The sequence below is a fragment of the Nocardia canadensis genome (assembly GCF_032656385.1).
Lineage (GTDB): Bacteria > Actinomycetota > Actinomycetes > Mycobacteriales > Mycobacteriaceae > Nocardia > Nocardia canadensis.
Map to the genome: position 1 here is coordinate 966,780 of NZ_JAVCWB010000010.1, position 19,052 is coordinate 985,831.

The 19,052-nt window shown below is 70.1% G+C and carries 16 protein-coding genes; 11 read left to right on the plus strand and 5 right to left on the minus strand.

The window, feature by feature from the left end:
* The first annotated feature begins 1,143 nt into the window (after positions 1 to 1,143).
* The 7 genes from Q7X29_RS27720 (at position 1,144) to Q7X29_RS27750 (ending at position 6,905) form a co-directional block, all read left to right on the plus strand.
* Positions 1,144 to 2,886, plus strand: coding sequence for an NTP transferase domain-containing protein (locus Q7X29_RS27720; RefSeq protein ID WP_316575838.1), 1,743 nt, complete (start codon positions 1,144 to 1,146; stop codon positions 2,884 to 2,886).
* Positions 2,887 to 2,947: 61 nt separating this feature from the next.
* Positions 2,948 to 3,199, plus strand: coding sequence for a hypothetical protein (locus Q7X29_RS27725; protein ID WP_316575839.1), 252 nt, complete (start codon positions 2,948 to 2,950; stop codon positions 3,197 to 3,199).
* Between the two features lie 359 nt (positions 3,200 to 3,558).
* Positions 3,559 to 4,086: a DUF3558 domain-containing protein gene (locus Q7X29_RS27730; RefSeq protein ID WP_316575840.1), complete on the plus strand. Its 528-nt coding sequence runs from the start codon at positions 3,559 to 3,561 to the stop codon at positions 4,084 to 4,086.
* A 9-nt stretch (positions 4,087 to 4,095) separates the two neighbouring features.
* Positions 4,096 to 4,473 (plus strand): hypothetical protein, encoded by a 378-nt coding sequence (locus tag Q7X29_RS27735; RefSeq protein ID WP_316575841.1) that lies wholly within the window; start codon positions 4,096 to 4,098, stop codon positions 4,471 to 4,473.
* Positions 4,473 to 5,801, plus strand: coding sequence for a hypothetical protein (locus Q7X29_RS27740; protein ID WP_316575842.1), 1,329 nt, complete (start codon positions 4,473 to 4,475; stop codon positions 5,799 to 5,801). Before Q7X29_RS27735 ends, Q7X29_RS27740 begins: the two co-directional genes overlap by 1 nt.
* Positions 5,788 to 6,543 (plus strand): ESX secretion-associated protein EspG, encoded by a 756-nt coding sequence (locus tag Q7X29_RS27745; RefSeq protein WP_316575843.1) that lies wholly within the window; start codon positions 5,788 to 5,790, stop codon positions 6,541 to 6,543. Before Q7X29_RS27740 ends, Q7X29_RS27745 begins: the two co-directional genes overlap by 14 nt.
* Positions 6,544 to 6,746: 203 nt before the next feature.
* Positions 6,747 to 6,905 (plus strand): hypothetical protein, encoded by a 159-nt coding sequence (locus tag Q7X29_RS27750; protein ID WP_218717989.1) that lies wholly within the window; start codon positions 6,747 to 6,749, stop codon positions 6,903 to 6,905.
* 50 nt (positions 6,906 to 6,955) lie between these two features.
* Here the strand turns inward: Q7X29_RS27750 and Q7X29_RS27755 are convergent, their stop codons facing one another.
* From Q7X29_RS27755 to Q7X29_RS27770, 4 genes are read right to left on the minus strand one after another with little or no spacing between them, the layout of a single operon-like run.
* Positions 6,956 to 8,980 (minus strand): ABC transporter ATP-binding protein, encoded by a 2,025-nt coding sequence (locus Q7X29_RS27755; RefSeq protein WP_316575844.1) that lies wholly within the window; start codon positions 8,978 to 8,980, stop codon positions 6,956 to 6,958.
* Positions 8,977 to 9,843 carry an ABC transporter permease gene (locus Q7X29_RS27760; protein ID WP_218717990.1) on the minus strand — a complete coding sequence of 289 codons (867 nt, stop codon included), beginning with the start codon at positions 9,841 to 9,843 and terminating at the stop codon, positions 8,977 to 8,979. Before Q7X29_RS27760 ends, Q7X29_RS27755 begins: the two co-directional genes overlap by 4 nt.
* A complete protein-coding gene (locus tag Q7X29_RS27765) occupies positions 9,840 to 10,799 on the minus strand; it encodes an ABC transporter permease (RefSeq protein WP_316575845.1) in 960 nt (319 codons plus the stop codon). Before Q7X29_RS27765 ends, Q7X29_RS27760 begins: the two co-directional genes overlap by 4 nt.
* Positions 10,796 to 12,373 carry an ABC transporter substrate-binding protein gene (locus Q7X29_RS27770; protein WP_316575846.1) on the minus strand — a complete coding sequence of 526 codons (1,578 nt, stop codon included), beginning with the start codon at positions 12,371 to 12,373 and terminating at the stop codon, positions 10,796 to 10,798. The genes Q7X29_RS27765 and Q7X29_RS27770 overlap by 4 nt, the downstream gene beginning before the upstream one ends.
* Before the next feature lie 272 nt (positions 12,374 to 12,645).
* Here Q7X29_RS27770 and Q7X29_RS27775 point away from each other — a divergent pair, with 272 nt between their 5' ends.
* The 4 genes from Q7X29_RS27775 (at position 12,646) to mtnC (ending at position 17,999) form a co-directional block, all read left to right on the plus strand.
* On the plus strand, positions 12,646 to 15,006 hold the full coding sequence (locus Q7X29_RS27775; protein WP_316575847.1) for an arylsulfatase: 2,361 nt from the start codon (positions 12,646 to 12,648) through the stop codon (positions 15,004 to 15,006).
* 87 nt (positions 15,007 to 15,093) lie between these two features.
* Positions 15,094 to 16,731 carry an S-methyl-5-thioribose-1-phosphate isomerase gene (gene mtnA, locus Q7X29_RS27780; protein ID WP_316575848.1) on the plus strand — a complete coding sequence of 546 codons (1,638 nt, stop codon included), beginning with the start codon at positions 15,094 to 15,096 and terminating at the stop codon, positions 16,729 to 16,731.
* 3 nt (positions 16,732 to 16,734) lie between these two features.
* On the plus strand, positions 16,735 to 17,310 hold the full coding sequence (locus Q7X29_RS27785; RefSeq protein WP_316575849.1) for a 1,2-dihydroxy-3-keto-5-methylthiopentene dioxygenase: 576 nt from the start codon (positions 16,735 to 16,737) through the stop codon (positions 17,308 to 17,310).
* Positions 17,307 to 17,999 carry an acireductone synthase gene (gene mtnC / locus Q7X29_RS27790; RefSeq protein WP_316575850.1) on the plus strand — a complete coding sequence of 231 codons (693 nt, stop codon included), beginning with the start codon at positions 17,307 to 17,309 and terminating at the stop codon, positions 17,997 to 17,999. The genes Q7X29_RS27785 and mtnC overlap by 4 nt, the downstream gene beginning before the upstream one ends.
* Before the next feature lie 19 nt (positions 18,000 to 18,018).
* Here mtnC and Q7X29_RS27795 read toward each other — a convergent pair whose 3' ends face one another.
* The gene (locus tag Q7X29_RS27795) at positions 18,019 to 18,918 is read right to left on the minus strand and encodes a hypothetical protein (RefSeq protein WP_218717997.1); all 900 of its coding nucleotides are present in this window, start codon (positions 18,916 to 18,918) and stop codon (positions 18,019 to 18,021) included.
* Positions 18,919 to 19,052: the final 134 nt, after the last annotated feature.

Below are 19,052 nucleotides of genomic sequence, written 5' to 3' on the forward strand. Positions count from 1 at the left end.
CACCGGCGGCGGCGTCAACGGCGCACCGACATCGGAGCGCCGCACGGGCCCCGCTGTTTTGGTCGGCGCCGAGTGCCGTTCGTCTACAGCAGGTTTCGATGCATTCGGCGCACCGGTTCGCGCGTCCGGGGCGCTGGGTCTCGTGTCCGGGGCGCTGGGCCTCAGGTCAGGACCGCCGGGCCTCGTTTCCGGGGCGCCGGGCCTCAGGTCAGGACCGCCAGGCCTCAGGCCCGAGGCGCCGGGCCCCGTGTCAGGACCGCCGGGCCTCAGGTCAGGATTGCTGGGCCGCACCGCAGTGCCGTTGGGCCGCACGGCAGGACCGTTGGGCCGCGAATCGAGACCACCGGGCGGCGCGCTCAGCTCACCAGGTCGCGCCGCCGCTCCGCTGGGCGCGTCCTGCGGTCGCCGTGCTCCCGCATCTGGGCGCTTCGGCGTCCGCTCGGGGTGGGGCCCACTCCCCGATGCCGCGGGCCCACCCCGCCAGTTCCCGGGCGTCTGCGCCCCACCGAACTGCTCACGCCCGGGCGTCTGCACCCCACCGGACTGTTGAGGTGCGAGTGGATGCGCCCCACCCGACGGTTGAGGCACGGGCGGCTGCACCATGCCCGACTGTTGAGGCACGAGCGGATGCACCCCACCCGACTGTTGATATCCGGGTGGCTGCGCCATGCCGGGCTGCTGGATCACGGGCGACTGCGCTCGGCCGGGCTGCTCGTACGCCGCCGGAGTGTGCGAAGGACTCACTCCCGCCTGTGCGCTCCCCGGCGGATACGCCGACAATCGCCCCGCACCGACACCACGTTTCGTCGGCGACCGCGAGGACTTGATCCACCAGAACACCAGCGCACCGAGGATCGCGAACACCACCGACCACACGAGGTAGACGACCAGGATTCCCATATCGCGTTCGACGAGTCCGACCACCACCCCGAGCGCGCCGAACAACCCGCCGAGTGTGACGACCACGAACAGGAATCCGCGGATCACGTCGCCGAGCATCGTCGGCTGACCCGGTCCACCTGCACCGGACATCCCCACCCCCTTGCCGGACCGCGACGCGACGCCGCCGTCGGGCGCTCGAGCATCGACGTCACGCCCCGCTAGCATGACTTTCGTGCCGATTACCCTACGCCGGATCAGCCGATGACCGCCGCCGATGCGATCGTGCTCGCGGGCGGACGCGCGAGCCGGATGGGCGGGGTGGACAAACCCGCGATCGTGATCGGCGGCCGATCGATGCTCGACGCCGCGCTGGCCGCGGTGGCCGACTGCGGCCGGGTCGTGGTGGTCGGTCCACATCGGCCCGCGCTGGATCCCGGGGTGCAGCAGGTCAGGGAGGTCCCACCGGGTTCCGGCCCGGTCGCGGCGATCGGCACCGGGTTCAGCGCGCTCGGCCCCGACCCGGCGCCGTGGATCGTGGTCCTCGCCGCGGACATGCCGTTCCTCACTCCCGACACCGTGCGCGAATTACTGCGCCGCGCAGCCGAATCGACCACCGACGCGGTCTTCGCGATCGACGCCTCCGGCCGACCCCAATACCTCGTCGGGGTCTGGCGTCGCACCGCCCTGGCCGCGGCACTGGCCGGGCTGGACGCGCTGGAGAACCAGCCGATGAAGGCGATCGTCCCCACCGAGACCACCCTGATCGAACTGCCCGGCACCGGCGACTGCGACACCGAGGAGGAGGTCCGCCGCGCCCGCGAGACGATCGCCGACCGCGCCGCCACCCGCCTCGACCTCACCGCGGCCAGGGCCCGCATCGCCGCCGAGCTGACCCCGCTGGTCGCCTACGAGGCCGAGCTGGGCGAAGTGAGCGGCGCCGCCCTCGCCGCCCCGATCGTCGCCGCCGGCGCGCTGCCCCGCTTCGACGTCTCCGCGATGGACGGCTACGCCGTGTGTGGCGACGGGCCATGGCAGTTGCGCCGCGATATCGGTTTCGCGGGCGGCGCCCGCCCGGTCGGCCTGCTGCCCGGCGAAGCGGTGCGCATCGCCACCGGCGCGCACGTCCCCGACGGCACCACCTCCGTCCTGCGTGACGAGTTCGCCGACGTCACCGGCGACGAGCTCACCCGCCGCCCCGACACCCCGATCCGCAGCGATATCCGCACCCGCGGCGAGGATCAGATGGTCGGCGATCTCCTCGCTCCCGCAGGCACGCGCGTCACCGCCGCCCTGCGCTCGGCGGCCGCCTCCGTGGAGGTCACCGCGGGCCTGGTCCGTGGGCCCGTCCGGGCCCGCATCGTCATGACCGGCGACGAGATCCGCAGCAGCGGCCCGCTGCAAGCCGGTCAGACCCGCGACTCGATCGGCCCCGTCCTGCCCGACCTGCTCGCCGGCCTCGGCGTCACCGTGCTCGACCGCGTCCACCTGCGCGACACCGACCACGGCTTCGACGACATGCTCACCGCCACCGCCGGTTTCGATCTCCTGGTGGTGGTCGGCGCCACCGGCGGCGGCGCCGCCGACCAGCTCCGCTCCGCCATCGCCCGCGCCGAGGCTCGTGTCGTCGTCCCGCGACTGGCCATGCGCCCCGGCGGCTCCACCATCGTCGCCGAACTCCCTACCGGCCCCACGGTTCTCGGCCTCCCCGGCAATCCCTTCGCCGCGATCGCCGTCCTGCTCGCCCTGACCCCCGCCATCGTCGCCGCCCGCACCGCCGCACCCCCACCCCGCCCGGCCTACGGCCCCCTCCACAACGCCGCCGAAACAGCGGGCCCCGTCCAGCGCATCACCCCCGCCCGCTACACCCCCGAAGGCGGCTGGACCGCCGACACCTCCGTCCGCACCGCCCACTTGGCCGGCCTCATCGACCGCGACGGCCTCGTCATCGTCCCGCCGGATGCCCCCGACGGCACCATCGTCGAATTCCTCCCACTGCCCCATTGAGCGGGCGAGCGGTCATCGTCACCGGACGTCGCCACCGCCGACCCGCTGTCACCTGACGACCTTGCGGGACAAGCGGATAGTCGCGGCCGACCTCCCGCCGTCGAACGCCACCGACACCAAGAACAAGCGCTACCGAATCACCGACTCCTACCTGCGTTTCTGGCCGGCCTTCCTGGAACGCGGCATTCCCCTCGTCGAACGCGGCCGTGGCGACCTCGCCCTAGCGGTCCTGGACGTCATGGCGCGGCCGAGCGGTCGAACCCCTCGTCCGCGCATCCCTGCTCCGCCTGCCGCCCAACCAGGACTGGCCTGACACCGAGGAGATCGGCGGCTGGTGGAACCGCGCCAAGCACACCGCCCGCGACACCGCGCCCGAGCCGTGTGCGGAGGTTCGGCGCGCATTGGCCGATGTGCTCGGCGCGATCCAAGCCCGAGACGACTACGACACTGGGCAAGACACCGGTCTCGGGGGGAACTGATGACCGACACAGCACTTAGCGCAGCTCTCGACCATCGTCGCGGGCGAAACCCCGCCGAACCAGGTCGGTTGAGCTGGGACGACGGTCCGGTAGAGTCGTCGCGATAGTCGGCGCCGGGGATCCGGCGGGGAGAATCGAACCATTCGGGGGAATCATGCACAGGTGGCGAAAGGCTGTCCCAGCTGTCGCGATCGTGGTCGGAGCGCTGGTCAGCGGGTGTGATGAGGCCGAGCCGGTCCAGACGGCACCGCCCGCCACTACCGCAGCAGCGGCTACGACGAGTGTCGATCCGAGTGCCGGGCTCTGGGACCCCTGCACCCTGCCCGACTCAGCACTGTCCGCCGCCGGACTGAACACCGCCACCAAGGAAAAAGATGTCGCGGGAGTGGCGTTCGAGGGGTGGAAGGTCTGCGCCTGGCAGGATTCGGCGAAGACGTACTCGTTCACCATCTACGCGAGTAGCCACACTTTGGACGAGGTCCGCTCACGTGCCGACCGGACCGATTTCGTGACCGTCCGAGTCGGCCCGTACGAAGGTCTCCAATATCGCCCGTCAGGATCTGCGCATGACGCCGGGTGCTTCATCAGCCTGCCGATCGGCAGCCAGATGGTCGACTTCAGCGTCCTGAACCGACATAGTGCGCGCGCTGTCGCCAAGGAAGCCTGCCAGGAGACACGACGGCTCGCCGATGCCCTGGTTCAGAACGTTCCTGCACACTGAGGCGGACCGATGCTGTCGAACATCGACCCGGCCGAATGGACGAAGCTGGACGCGCAGGCTGCCGCGGGCCAATTGTCCATCGATCCAGCAGTCGGCACGAACCTCGCACGGGTGTGCGACGACCATCTCGATGCGCTGGAGACAGTGCTGACGCGACTCCTGCAGATCGAACAGATCACCGGATTCGGCTCGTTCAACTCCAGCAAGATCCTCGAAAACAAGTTCTCGCAGACGGCAGCAGGCGGTGACCGGTCGCTCCGCGACACCATCACGCAGCACATCGAGGCCGTCACAACCGCCAAAGAAGTTGTCCTCAAGGCGATCGCCAACTTCCAAGCCCAAGACGACGACAACGCTGGGCAATACACCGGTCTCGAGGGGAACTGATGACCTATGAGGAGTACAAAGCGCGGGTGATCGCCGCGCAGGAGCAATGGAACCAGGAGCGCAGCGTCATCTATCTGACGCAGAACCTGGCGAACTTCTCCCAGATCTTCGCGGGCGAGACCCAGCCGAACCATCTCGTCGGAACGGTGGACAGCTACGACCACATGCAGCTGCCGGAGATTCTGAGCGCGGTGTCCGCGATGAAACCGGCTGTGGTGCACAGCGCTTCGGAGGTGTGGAGCAAGATCGGCGCCGATCTGTCGACGACCATCGTCGCGTTCAACAAGGCGTTCGAGGCGACGACGAACGGGCCGAACGGATGGGTCGGCGAAGCGGCGACGGCAGCGGTCACGGCGGTGAAGAACTACGCCGCGCAGTCGGCCACGCTGCCCGCCGCCGCGACGGCGGTCAGCCTCAAACTCGCCGAGATGAAGACGGGTCTGGAGCAGACGCAGGCGCTGATGCCGGGGCTCACCGAGCGTCCGACCGTCGCGGGCAAGACCCTGCCTGCCGACGGCGAGATGAAACTGGATCAGTTCGAGGGAGACGAGGCGTTACAGGAAGCGCGTCGCATCCTGCGCACCGTGTACAGCCAGGTCGCGGTGCAATCCGATACCGGTGTCCCGTTCATGCCGACCGCGCCGAAGGTCGTCGGCGGCGACGGCGGCGACCCGTCGATTCCGGGCGGCGGCGGCAGCGACCAGGGCACGCAGTCCGGTGGCACCACCGGGGATACGGCGGGCACGGACGGGCAGACCACGGCGGGGACCGAGGACGGGCAGGCGTCGGAGAACACCGGGACCGAGGGCACGACGACCACCGACGACGGCGGCACGGCCGACGACTCGACCACGTCGTCGTCGACCGACGACACCACGGCGGCCTCGACCACGTCGCCGACGACGACCTCACCCACGACCACCACCCCGTCGGGATCGCCGACGGGCACGAATCCGTCCACACCGGGGACCACCACACCGATCGGCACGACTCCCGGCGGCGACCGGGGTGGGAGCAGTGGGTCGACCGGCGGGCGCGGCGGGGCGACCGCGCCGGGCGCTGGCCGATCCGTCACCGCCGCCCCGGTGGGCGCGACCACCGCTGCCGCCGCCGGGCGCGCGGCGGCGGGCGCCGCGGGCCGCGCGGGTATGCCGGGGATGGGCGGCATGGGCGCGGGCGCGGGCCGCGGTGGGCAGAACGACGACGAAACCCACACCGCCCCCGACTATCTCGTCAATCAGGAGAACGGGGAGATCCTCACCGGGCTCGGCGACATCAGGACGGTGCCGCCGGTGATCGGAGCGGACAACGACAGTGCCCAGCAGTAGGTTCACCGGGCAGGAGTTCGAGATCCTGTGGGCCGCCTACGGCCGGGACCGACTGCCGTATCCGCTGCGATTCCGTACGCGCATCAGCGATTTCGACGAGTTGAAACGCGACCGGGAGCTGGCCGTGCGCTCGCTGCTCGACAAGTACGACCCGATGGTCGAGCGCGCCATCGATACCCTGCTGCATCCCGATGCCCGGCTGGAGTCGAAAGGATATGCGGGGCAGGATAGTCCGCAGATCATTCGATTCCACGGCGCCATCCGGGGTGCGTCGGGCGCCACGCTGACCCAGGAGCCGGACGACGGCGACGACACCGGCGGCGACGTGGTCCTCACCTGGTGCGGTATCGACGAGGTCGCCGAGACCGCGGTGGCGGCCCTGCCGGAACGCGGGCCGGGCAGGCTCGCGCCGATCGAGATCCCGCGCGCGCGGATCGCCGACGAGGACGAGCATTTCGAGTACCGCAGGGGCGCGGTCAGCGCGGCGGATCAGATCTCCCGGGTGTTCCGGCGGCCACGTTCGGGACACGGCGAGATCGCCGCCTACGCCGGGGGCGCGGTGGACGCTCGCCCGTCGACACCGGAGCGCACGTTCTGGTGGATGGACTTCCCGGACGGGCGCTACTACGCCAGGACGGGCGATCCGATCATCGCCGAGCCGTTGGACCGCACCCGGATGATCGCGGGAATTCGCCAGATGCTGCTGCGCGCGCAACGTCGTTACCGTGCCGAAGAAAATTGACCGGAAAACCGCCGTCCAGGCGGCGAATTGCCACGATTAATGCGTCGGCAAATAATGTTCGAGAATTCTCCCGAACAATCGACACGCCGGGAATTCCCCTGGTCGGACCATCATTTTGCGCACACCTCTACCGAAGTGCATTTGCGCTGGCTATCGTTGGCGCGTTAGGCGAAACACTATCCCTCGGAAAGGACCGTGTGGAGATGGCTGACAAGTCCAAGAAAACGCCTAAGAAAATGCCCAAGCAGATGCCGCGGCAGCAGCAGCAACAGCGGCAGGAGCAGATGGGCGAGAACTCGCAAGGTATGACGCGAGCAGGTCAGGACGATCGGCGTGAACCGCGCCGCCCCGACCATCGCTGATCCACGTGTGTCGACGAGCCGCCGGTTCCCCTTCCGGCGGCTCGTCCACGTCAGGCCCCGATGCGCTGGAGCGCGCTCGCCGCGGATCCGTCCCGGCCACGGCGAGCCGTCGACGGGTCGGGAGCCGGCACCGCGTCGAGCAGGCGGCGGGTGTACTCCTGGGCCGGTGCGGCGAAGACGGCACCGACCTCGCCGGTTTCGACGATCCGGCCCTGCCGCAACACCACCACCCGGTCGGCGACCTGGTGCACTACCGCCAGATCGTGGCTGATGAACAGGCTGGCGAAGCCGTATTCGGCGCGCAGGTCGGCGAAGAGGTCGAGCACCTGGGCCTGCACCGAGACATCGAGCGCGCTGGTCGGTTCGTCGGCCACCAGTAGCCGTGGCGCCAGCGCCAGCGCACGGGCCAGTGCCACCCGCTGACGCTGACCGCCCGAGAGCTCGCCCGGCCGCCGCTGCGCGTAATCCCGTGGTAGCCGCACCGATTCGAGCAGGTCCCCGACCTTGGCCCGCAGCAGCGCGCCCGAGGCGGCGCGATGCACCTGCAGCGGTTCCGCGATCGCGTCGGCGACGCTGCGCCGCGGGTCGAGCGAGGCGCTCACGTCCTGATGCACCAGCGCGACGTTCTTGCGCAGGCCCCGTAGTTCGCGTCGTGACAGCCCGGCCAGGGAGACACCCTGCAGTTCCACGGTGCCCGATGTCGCGGGCACCAGTCCGAGCGCGGTGCGGCCCAGTGTGCTCTTGCCCGAGCCGGATTCGCCGACCAAGCCCAGCACTTCGCGCGGGCCCAGCGTCAGCGTGATGTCGCGCAGCGCGGGGAAAGGTGCCGCGCCGTGGCGTCCCGGGTAGGTCACCGACAGGTCGTCGATGTGCAACACGTCGCGATAGTCGGGTTCGTCGGTACCGCCGCCCTTCTCGGCGACAACAGCCGGACCGCGCACGACGACTCGTCGCAGGATCCGGCGGGCAGCCGGTTCCGGCTCCTCGGCATCACCGGCCGTCGCTCCCTCGGACGAACCATCGTCCGCGGAGTTCACGCCCTCACCCGCAGCCGATCCCACGACATCGCCACCCGCAGCACCGACGCCATCGCCCGCACTACGCTCGCCACCGTCGCCCGCAGCACGCTCGTCCCCATCACCCGCAGCACGCTCGTCGCCGTCGATCCCGGCGCGCTCGGCGTCGCCGTCACTCGCGGTACCGCTCACTCCGGTGGGATCGGGCTGCGCCGCGTCGACTTCACTCGCGGCGCCGACGATCTCACCCGGACGGGCCCCGGCCCCACGCTCGGACACCGCGGGCAGCCGCGGCACCGACGCCAGCAGGGTCCGCGTGTACTCCGCCTCCGGTGCGCCGAACAGCCCGAACACCGTCTGTTCTTCGACGACCCGCCCGGCCCGCATCACCACCACCCGGTCGGCGATCTCGGCGACCACGCCGAGGTTGTGGGTGATGAACAGGATCGCCGTGCCCCGCTCGCGCCGCAGGGTCCGCAGCAGGTCGAGGATCTCCGCCTGGACAGTGACGTCGAGCGCGGTGGTGGGCTCGTCGGCGATGAGCAGGTCCGGGTCGCCGGACAGGGCCAGCGCGATCACCACGCGTTGCTTCTGCCCGCCGGAGAGCTGGTGGGGATACCAGTCCAGCCGCTTCGCCGGCTCCGGGATGTCCACGGCGGCAAGCAGTTCGATCGCGCGGGCCTTGGCGGCGGCCTTGTCGGTGACGCCGTGGGCTCGCAGCGCCTGCCGGATCTGGGTACCGATCTTCTGCACCGGGTTGAGCGCGGTCTGCGGCTCCTGGAACACCATGGCGGCCTTGGTGCCGCGCAGTTCTCGCAGGGCCGTCTCGGACGCGTCGATGACCTCGGTGCCCGCCAGCCGGAGGGAACCCGTGGCGTGCGCGGTGCCGGGCAGCAGGCCGAGCACCGACCGCGCGGTGAGCGACTTCCCGGAGCCGGATTCGCCGACGAGGGCGACGACCTCGCCGCGGCGGACCCGCAGGCTCACCCGGTCGACCACGGTTCGATCGCCGAAACCGACAGTCAAGCCGTCGATATCGAGCACCAGCTCGTCGGTCATGCCAGTCTCCTTGCCCGGCCCAGTGCCTGGGCGATCAACAGGAAGCCGAGCGTCAGCCCGGCCACGACGGTCAGCGGGCCGATCGCCATCCACGGGTTGGCGTCGAGGTTGGCGATGGACTCGCCGATCAGCGAGCCGAGCGAGGGTTCCGGCGGACGCACCCCGATGCCGATGAAGCTCATCGCGCCCTCGATGAACACCGCCAGCGACAGCGACAGCGCCAGCTGCACGCCGAGCGGTTCGATCACGTTGGGCAGCACATGCTTACGCAGCGTCCACCAGGTGTCGGCGCCGATCACCTCGGACGCCTCGACGAACGGCTGCTCGCGCACCGCCAGGACGGCGGTGCGGATCTGGCGACCGAAGATCGGGATCTCGGTGGCGATGATGACGATGACGACCGCGTGCCAGCCGGGTCCGGTGACGGCGGCGAGCGCGATCGCGAAGATCAGCGCCGGGAACGCCAGGATCAGGTCGAACACCCGCTGCACGGTGACATCGGCCCAGGGATTCACGGTGGCGGCGAGCCCGGCCAGCGACCCGATCAGCGCGCCGATCGGCACCGCGAGCAGCACGATCAGCAGGTCGACGCGGATGCCTGCGAGCACCCGCGCCGCGACATCCCGATTCAGGTGATCGGTGCCGAGCCAGTGCTCCCCGCTCGGGCCGAGCAGATTGGCGCCGGGGATCTGGGCGAGCGGGTCGTAGGAACTGAGCACACCGGCGAACACACCCGCCAGCGCGATCACCGCGATCAGCGCGACACCGGCGAGCCCCTGCCCCGTGCCCAGCGCCGCGAGCGCACCGGCGCGACGAGGCGACTCCTCGTGGGCGGCAGCCGGTTTCTCGATGGTCGCGGTCATGACCGTCCTCCGATCCGGATGCGGGGATCCAGCCAGGCGTGCGCGATATCGGTCACCAGCTGGATCACCACGAACACCGCCACCGACAGCAGCAACAGCACCTGCACCAGCGGGTAGTCGCGACGACTGATGCCCTGTTCGATGAGCTGGCCGATGCCCGGCCAGACGAAGGCCGCCTCCACCAGCACGGCACCGCCGAGCAACTGCCCGGTCTGCAGGCCGAGCACGGTGAGCAGGGTCGGCAGCGCGTTGCGCAGCGCGCCTCGGGTGACGATCTCGCGGTGCGGGACGCCGAGTGAACGCGCGGTCAGCACATACGGTTTCGTGAGTTCGGTGCGCAGCGACTCGGTGAGGAACCGGGTCAGTGCCGCCGCCACCGGCAGCGCGAGGCAGATCGCGGGCAGCAGCAGATACTGCACGGCGATGTCGGGCCGGGCGATGAAGCCGTCCGGCGGCACACCACCGGCGGGCAGCACCGGGACCGCGACCGCGAAGACCAGCACCAGCAGCGGCCCGACGACGAAGGTCGGCAGGGCCACCGCGACCGTATTGGCCGCGGCGACAACGGCGCTCAGCCACCGGCTCGGCCACAGCACCGACGCCAGCGAGACCGCCAGACTCGCCACGACGGCCAGGATCAGCGCGGTCACCGTCAGGACCAGGGTGTTGGTGAGACCGCGGCCGACCAGATCGGTGATCTGCCCGCCGACGATGTAGGAACGCCCGAGATCGAGGGTGAACAGGTCAGCGAGCCAGTTCAGGTACTGCACCGGGATGGACCGGTCCAGGCCCAGCTGATGGCGGATCGCCGCGATCGATTGCGGCGTCGCGTCGTTGCCCGCCAGGATCGTGGCCGGATCACCGGGCACCAGGCGCAGCAGCAGGAAGATCAGCACCGAGGCGCCGAACAGCACGAGCAGTGCCGACGGCAGCCGGTGCAGCAGATAGCGGGTCATGACAGGAAGGTGTCGGTGAGCACGGGCTCACGGCGCTTGGTCCAGGCGAGCTCGTGCACCTTGTTCGCCGTGGCGTACTGCTGGAAACGCACGCCGATCTCGATCAGGAACAGTCCTTCCAGCAGTTGGTCGCTGACGGTGTGGAAGGCGCGCACCGCGTCCGGGCCGGTGCCCTGGGGCAGCTGCCAGGCCGCGTCGGCCGCCGCGGTGTAGGCGGGCGATTCGTAGCGGGAGGCGTTGCGGCGGGCGTTGAACGGGTAGGCGCTCACGGTCAGCGTCGACGGCACGAACTGCGCCCACGAGTGATCGGTCACCCACAGGCCACGGAACTGCTGACCGGTGAGCTGCTTGACGAAGGTGGCGGCGTCGACCGGGTCCAGGGTCACCTCGATACCGACCTCGGCGAGGTTGGCCTGCACGATCTGGGCCGTCTCCTCGTAGCCGGGCGCGAAGGTGAGCGGCAGCTTCGGCGGCTTGCCCGCCTGGGTGAGCAGCTCCTTGGCCTTGGCGACATCGCGGCTGTACTTGGTGTTGCGCGACTCGTCGAAGGCGGGCGAGGTCTTGGGCCACGGCACGTTCAGCGGATAGCCCGCGCCGCGGAAGACCTCGGCGATGATCCGCTCACGGTCCAGGGCGTAGGCGATGGCTTGGCGCACCCGCACATCGGCCAGCGCCGGTTCGGTGACGTTGACGCCGACGTAGGCCTGCAGTTCCGCGCCCTCGAGGTCGAGCACCCGGTAGCCGCCCGCCTCGGCGAGGTTCTCGGCGTCGCGGTAGCCGAGTTCCCTGGCCACCGCGATCTGCCCGGACTTGAGCGCGTTCAGCAGCGCCTGCGGGTCCTGGATGATCGAGACCTCGACACGGTCGAGGTAGGGGCGCTCGGGGACCCAGTAGTTCGGGTTCTTCTCGAAGACGATCTGCGAATTCGGTACGCGCTGGACGTATTCGAACGGCCCGGTGCCGATGTAGGTGTCGCCGGTGCCCAGCTGGTCGATGGTCTCGCTGTCGAGGATGGGCACGGTGTCGAGCAGGTCGTAGATGTTGCTCAGCGGATGGGCCAGCTGCAACACGATGCGGGTGGGCGAGACGATGTCGAAGCCGGTGACCGCGGCCGCGGTGCTGCGCAGCTGGGCCGACCACTTGGCGTCGGCGTAGGTGCGGATGGAGAACTCCACGTCCTCGGCGGTGAACGGCCTGCCGGAGTGGAACTTCACGTCGTCGCGCAGGTCGAGCGCGATCGAGCGGCCGTCGGCGGCGAGCTGCCACGACTTCGCCAGCAGCGGTCGCGGTTCCAGCGTGTCGTTCGGGTAGCGGATCAGCGATTCGTAGACCAGGCCGATGACGACCGGCGTCGCGGCGGTGTTGGTCAGCAGGTTGGCGGGCACCAGGTCCTCGCGGATACCCACCTTCAGGGTGCCGCCGCGCACCGGAGTCGCGTTGTCACCGCCGGCCTTCTGCTCCGAGACGGCCGAGGTGCAGGCCGCCAGCGCCGTGCCACCGAAGATGGCCGCCGCGGCGATGCCGCCGACGCGCAGGAAGTTGCGGCGATCGAGGCCGCCGGGGGTAAAGCTCATCGTGGGATTCCTCGAGGACACGTCGACCCGCGCTGCGGGCCGAACGGCGCGCAGCACAGGAGCGCACCGGGGAAAGGGGACACATCGGCTCGTTCGGCCGCGTACGTCAGCAGACGTACGTCAGCCACGCAGGACGCGACACGAACAGCAGCGAGAGGGCTGATTCGTGGGCACGGCAGTGACGCTAACAAGTTGCGCCGCAGGGGTCACCGATTCCGCGCAAGATGCATATAACCCTGGTGACCAGGGAATATGTCACCTTTACTGCCAGAATGCCTGTTCCACCCCACGCTCGCGGCTACGAATCCTTCGGTGGTTCGGCCGGTCGCACCTCGGCCGATTCGACCCCGGAATGGACCTCTCCCCCGACCGCGCCCGCCGGCGCGCCCAATATCGTCGTCGTGCTCGTCGACGATATGGGCTACAGCGATATCGGCCCGTTCGGCTCCGAGATCGAGACGCCGACGCTGGACCGGCTGGCCGCGCAGGGCGTGCGCCTGTCGAATTACCACACCACGCCGCTGTGCTCACCCTCGCGCGCGGCCTTGCTGACCGGAATCAATTCCCACCGCGCGGGTTTCGGCTTCGTCGCCAATGCCGATCCCGGCTATCCCGGACTGCGCCTGGAACTGGCCGACGACGTGCTCACGCTGCCGGAGATCCTGCGCGGCAACGGATACGCGACCTACGCCGTGGGGAAATGGCATCTCGTGCGGGACGCCACGATGAATCCGTCGGCGCATCGCGATTCCTGGCCGACGCAACGGGGTTTCGACCGCTACTACGGATCGCTGGAGGGGCTGAATTCGTTCTACTACCCGAATCAGCTGGTCTCCGACAGTTCAGTGGTCGATATCGAGGAGTACCCGCAGGGCTACTACCTCACCGACGATCTCACCGACAAGGCGCTGGCCTACCTCAAGGACCTGCGCGCCCACGATGCCACCAAGCCGTTCTTCCTGTACTTCGCGCACGTGGCGATGCACGGACCACTGCAGGCCAAGGCCGAGGACCAGGCGAAGTATCGCGGCCGCTACGCCGAGGGCTGGGACGAACTGCGCCGCCAGCGTTTCGCCCAACAGCTGGCCCAGGGCCTGTTCCCGCCCGGCACGCAGCAGAAGCCGCGCAATACCGAGCCCGGTTACGAAGCCGCGGAATGGGATTCGCTCTCCGACGACGAGCGCAGGCGCTACGCCAAGTACATGGAGGTGTACGCGGGCATGGTCGACAGCATCGACCAGAGCCTGGGCCGCATCGTCGATCTGCTCGAGGACCTGGGCGAACTCGACAACACCATCATCGTGTTCACCTCCGACAACGGCGGCACCGCCGAGGGCGGCCCCGAGGGCACCCGCTCGTACTTCGCCGAGTTCGCCCATATCGACGATCCGGACTGGGTCGGCGACGTCCCGCACGACGAGGACCTGATCGGCACCGCCGAGCTGGGTGTGCACTACCCGCGCGGCTGGGGTCAGGCGTCCAACACGCCGTTCCGCTTCTACAAGGGCCAGACCTTCGCCGGTGGCGTGCGGGTGCCGCTGGTGGTGTCGTGGCCGAAGGGCCTGCCGCGCACCGACGCCGACACCGGCATCCGGCACGAGTACGCCTATGTCACCGATCTGGCCCCGACCCTGCTCGAGCTGGCCGGACTGGAGCGGCCGTCGGTGCGTAACGGGCTGCCCGCCAAAGAGTTCGACGGTGTCTCGGCGGCCGAGCTGCTGCGCGATCCGGCCGCGCCGACCCGCCACACCGAGCAGTACTCGGAGATGACCGGGCATCGCGGGTTCTATCGCGATGGGTGGAAGCTGCTGTCGCTGTACGAGGCCGGGGCCGATCTGGACGCGCCGCACTGGCAGCTGTTCGATGTGCGCGCCGATCCGACCGAGCTGCACGATCTCTCGGCGCAATACCCGGACAAGGCCGCCGAGCTGGCCGCGGCCTGGGACGAATCGGCCTGGGCGAATACCGTGTTCCCGCTGCTCACCCGCGCCGACCTGTTCCGGCGCCGTCCCGAGGAAGCCCGGTTCGCCGCACCGGTGCGGCTGCTGCCCGGCACGCCGACCCTGGAGCGCTACCGCTCACAGCGCCTGATCGCCTACCGCGATTTCACCATCACCGCAGATCTCACCGGTCGCCGGGCGGAGTCGCCGACGCCCGCCGGGGACAGTCCCACGGTCACCGGCTTCCGGCCGGGCGACGAAGGCGTGCTCGTCGCGCACGGCGACCCGCTGGGCGGCTACCTGCTCTATGTCGAGAACGACGAGGTGGTGTTCGGCGTCAACAGCTACGGCCGCTACGCGTCGGTGGCGGCCGCGCTGCCGGGCGGGGCCGGGGAGATCACCGTGCGCGCGGCGATCCGGCCGCACCTGCGCTGGGACTTCGTGGTCGAGGTCGACGGGGCGGCGGTCGCCGAGCTCATCGATCAGGTGCAGCTGGTCGGCATGGCGCCGTGGACCGGTATCTCGGTCGGCGTCGACGCGCGTGGTCCGGTCGACGGGGAGCTGCGCGAGCGCCGTGGGCCGTTCCGGTACACGGGGTCGCTGCGGGCGATCACCTACACCCCCGGTCCGATCCAGGTACCGCAGGCCACGATCGACGCCGTGGAGCGCGAGGCGGAATACGTCGCCGAGTGACCGGGGCGACCGGGCCCGGGCTTCGTGCCCGGACCAGGTCGGATACCGTTTATCAGGCACGATGACCGACCCGAAGTAAGGACACCGATGGACGACAGCTCGCTCACCTGGGACGACGGAGCGCTGCTCACCATCGACCAGCGCGGGCTGCCGCACGAGGCGCGGCAGCTGCGCCTGGGTACCGTCGACGAGATCATCGACGCGATCACCACGCTGGCCATTCGCGGCGCCCCGGCGATCGGGATCGCGGGGGCGTTCGGCGTGGTCATCGCGACCAGGGCGCACACCGCGGGCGGGGTGGTGGACGAGGCCGCCGTGCAGGCCGAGGCCGATCGGATCGCGGCGGCCAGGCCGACCGCGGTCAACCTGGCCTGGGCGGTCGAGCGGGTGCGCGGGCGGATCGCCGACGGCGCCGACGCGGTGCTGGCCGAGACCCTCGACCTGCTCGCCGAGGACGGCCGGGTGAACCTGGCCGCCGCCACCCACGCCGCCGACCTGGTGCAGCGCCTGTGTGGCGACGGGCCGCTGCGGCTGCTCACACACTGCAACACCGGCCGCCTGGCCACCAGTGCCGTCGGCACCGCGATCGGCGCGCTGCGGGTGCTGCACGAGCGCGACGCGGTCGCGGACGTGATCGTCGACGAGACCCGACCGCTGCTGCAGGGCGCCCGGCTCACCGCGTGGGAGCTGGCCGAGGCAGGCATCCCGCACCGGCTGACCATCGATTCCGCCGCCGCCTGGGCGATGGCCACCGGGCAGGTCGACGCCGTGCTCGTCGGGGCCGACCGGATCACGGCCAACGGCGACGTCGCCAACAAGATCGGCACCTTCACCCTGGCTTTGGCCGCCCGCCACCACGGCATCCCGTTCATCGTGGTCGCCCCGGAGTCCACCCGTGACACCGCGATGGCGACCGGCGCGCAGATCGTGGTCGAGCAGCGGGCCGCCGCCGAGGTCACCGGGTTCGGCGCAGTGGCGACAGCACCCGCGGGTACCGCCGTGTTCAACCCCGCCTTCGACGTGACCCCCGCCGATCTGGTGACCGCCGTCGTCACCGAAAACGGTGTGGTCTACGGGATTTCGCAGCCGCATGCCACCCAGGGCGCGGCGATCGCGGCCACCGCGCGCCAGCTATACGAGCGCGGCTGGATGCCGGGCACCGCGGGCAATATCTCGGTGCGGGTCGACGAGGACGCGCTGATCACCGCGAGCGGGCTGTCCAAAGGCGAACTGACCGAACGGGATATGGTCCTGGTCGCCGTGGCCGACACGACGCCGCGCCCGGGCCAGAGCCGGAAACCGTCCGCGGAGACCAGCATTCACACCGCCGTCTACCGCACCCGCGCGGCCGGGGCCGTCGTGCACGTGCACTCGCCGTTCGCGACCGCGCTGGCGACCACCGCCGCGCGGCCCGGTGACGCGGTGAGTACGCTGTCGATCACCGGATACGAGCTGCTCAAGGGCTTCGGCCTGGCCGACCCGGCCGCGGTCGCGGTCCCGGTGTTCCCGAACTGGCCCGAGGTCGCGCGCATCGGCGCCGACATCGAGACCTATCTGCGCGATAACCCCGGCGCCCCACCGATTCTGTTCATCACCGGGCACGGCATCACCACCTGGGGTGACACTCTTGCCCAGGCGCGCGATCGCGCCGAATGCCTGGAAGCCCTGTGCGAGTTGATCGCCCGCACGGGGCGCACCGACGCCACGCCACTCGAGATCGGATAGACAATGACCCTGCTGCAAGTGATGGCCGCCGACAACGCCGCCGACGTGCGCGTACGCACCACCGATACCGCCGAGATCGCCGCCGAGCTGGACAAGCACGGCATCGCCTTCTCACGCTGGGACGTGCTGGCCGACGCCGCGAACACCGACTCCGACACCCTGCTCGCCCACTACGCTCCGCAGATCGGCGAACTCAACGCGGCGGGCCGCTACGAGCACATCGACGTCGCCCGGATCCACCCCGACGACGACAAACCGGAATGGCCCGCCACGGCGGCGGGCGCGCGGGCGAAGTTCCTCGACGAGCACCGCCACGCCGAGGACGAGGTGCGCTTCTTCGCCGCCGGTCGCGGCTGCTTCTACCTGCACCTCGGCGACGCCGTGCTGGCGACGGTCTGCGAAGCCGGCGATCTGCTCTCGGTCCCCGCGGGCACCCTGCACTGGTTCGACATGGGCACCCGGCCCGACTTCATCGCCATCCGCTTCTTCGAGGAGGCCGACGGCTGGATCGGCGACTTCACCGGCGACAAGATCAGCGCGGGCTTCCCGACGCTGGACGAACTGCTCGCCGCGTCGTGACCCGCGCCGTCGTCCTCGACATCGAGGGCACCACCAGCCCCACCGACTCGGTGCGCAACGACCTCTACGGCTACACCGAGCAGCGGCTGCCCGCCTGGCTGGCCGAGAACGCTGCCGGCGCCGCCGAATCCGTGCTCGCCCAGACCAGGGAGCTGGCCGGTGAGCCCGGCGCCGGCACCGACCGGATCGCCGAGATCCTCATCGGCTGGTTGCGTTCCGATGTCAAGGCCGAGCCGCTCAAGGCCGCGCAGGGCGCGATCTGCGCCCAGGGGTTCCGGGCGGGCGCGCTGCACGGGCGGTTCTTCGCCGATGTGGTGCCCGCGCTGTCGGCCTGGCACGCGGCCGGGCTCGACCTGTACGTGTACTCGTCGGGTTCCGAACGCAACCAACGGGATTGGTTCGCCTTCGCCGAGTCCGGCGACCTGTCCGGCTTGATCACCGATCACTTCGATCTGGTCAGCGCCGGCCCCAAGCGCGAGGCCGCGTCCTACGACGTCATCGCCGAGCGCATCGGCGTCCCGGCCGCGCAGATCCTGTTCCTGTCCGACCACCCGGACGAACTCGATGCCGCCGTGGCCGCCGGATGGCAAGCCGTCGGCGTGCACCGCGCGGGCGAACCCAACCCGCCGCGCCCGCCGCATCGCTGGGTCGGGTCGTTCGCCGAGGTCGAGGTCGGCGCGGCGGTCTGACCGATCGGCCCGGGCGCGGTCAGCTGACGTGCGCCCGGACCGCACCCAGCTTTCCGCGCTGCACCGTGGTGAATACCCGGCGGGCGTGCACGGCGACAGGGCTGGTCGACCACGGAGCCAGGGTGGTGGTGAACATCAGTTCGCACCAGGACAGGGCCGGGATCTCGCCCGCGGCGAGGGTGGCGATCAGGGAGAGCTCGGTGTCGTGGCCGAGCCAGGACGCCACCAGCCAGGAGGCGTCGAAGCGGCCGAGGAACTCCTCGGCGTCCTCGGGCGGGCCGTGCGGGGTGTCGACGGTGAGGTGGACGACGGCGGAGACGGCGTGGCGCATCTTGGCGTCCATGCCGATCGCGTCGTGCAGCAGCAGCCCCTCCAACGCCGAGCGCAGTTCCGACCAGTGATCCGTGGCGTTTTCGTGCATGACAGGCCCTTCCTGTGGTTCGGACTGCTGTTCGAGGCCGCCGGTGATCGAGCGGAGCACCGGCGCGCTCGGCGGCTCGGCGGGATCGACCAGGCTGGTCAGTGGGCCCGAGTTCCAGTCGAGCCTGCCGAAGGCATGGCACCAGTCCTGGGCTGGATTGTCCTCGGTGACAAGGAGATCGAGGGCCAGACCGGCCATCGATGCGGTGCAGGCCAGCGTGACGGCGTCGAGCTCGTCGTCGCTGACCGACAGGTGCAGGGTCGCCTTGTCGACGCCCGTATCGTCGCGGGCCCGGCCGGCCAGCCAGATCGCGCGGCCCGCGGCACCCATGGCCGCGGCGTGGCGGTCACCGCGTGGATGGTCGACATCGGCGTCGAGATAGGGGCCGTACCAGATGGCCCTGCCTTCCGCACCGCACACCGCGAAGGTGTCCGAGAGCCCGTCGCCCGCGGCGGCAAGCCATATATGTGCGTGATTTCCGTACTCCGTCACCCTCATCAGTTCACTCCCCGAAATTCTCTGATCGAGCCGTACGTCGTTGTCCTTCGATCCAATCGGCCGTGAACACATGTGTCCATAGCAGGCGGTAAATCGGCACACCCCCTCGAGGTACATACACTCGCCAGTGAATT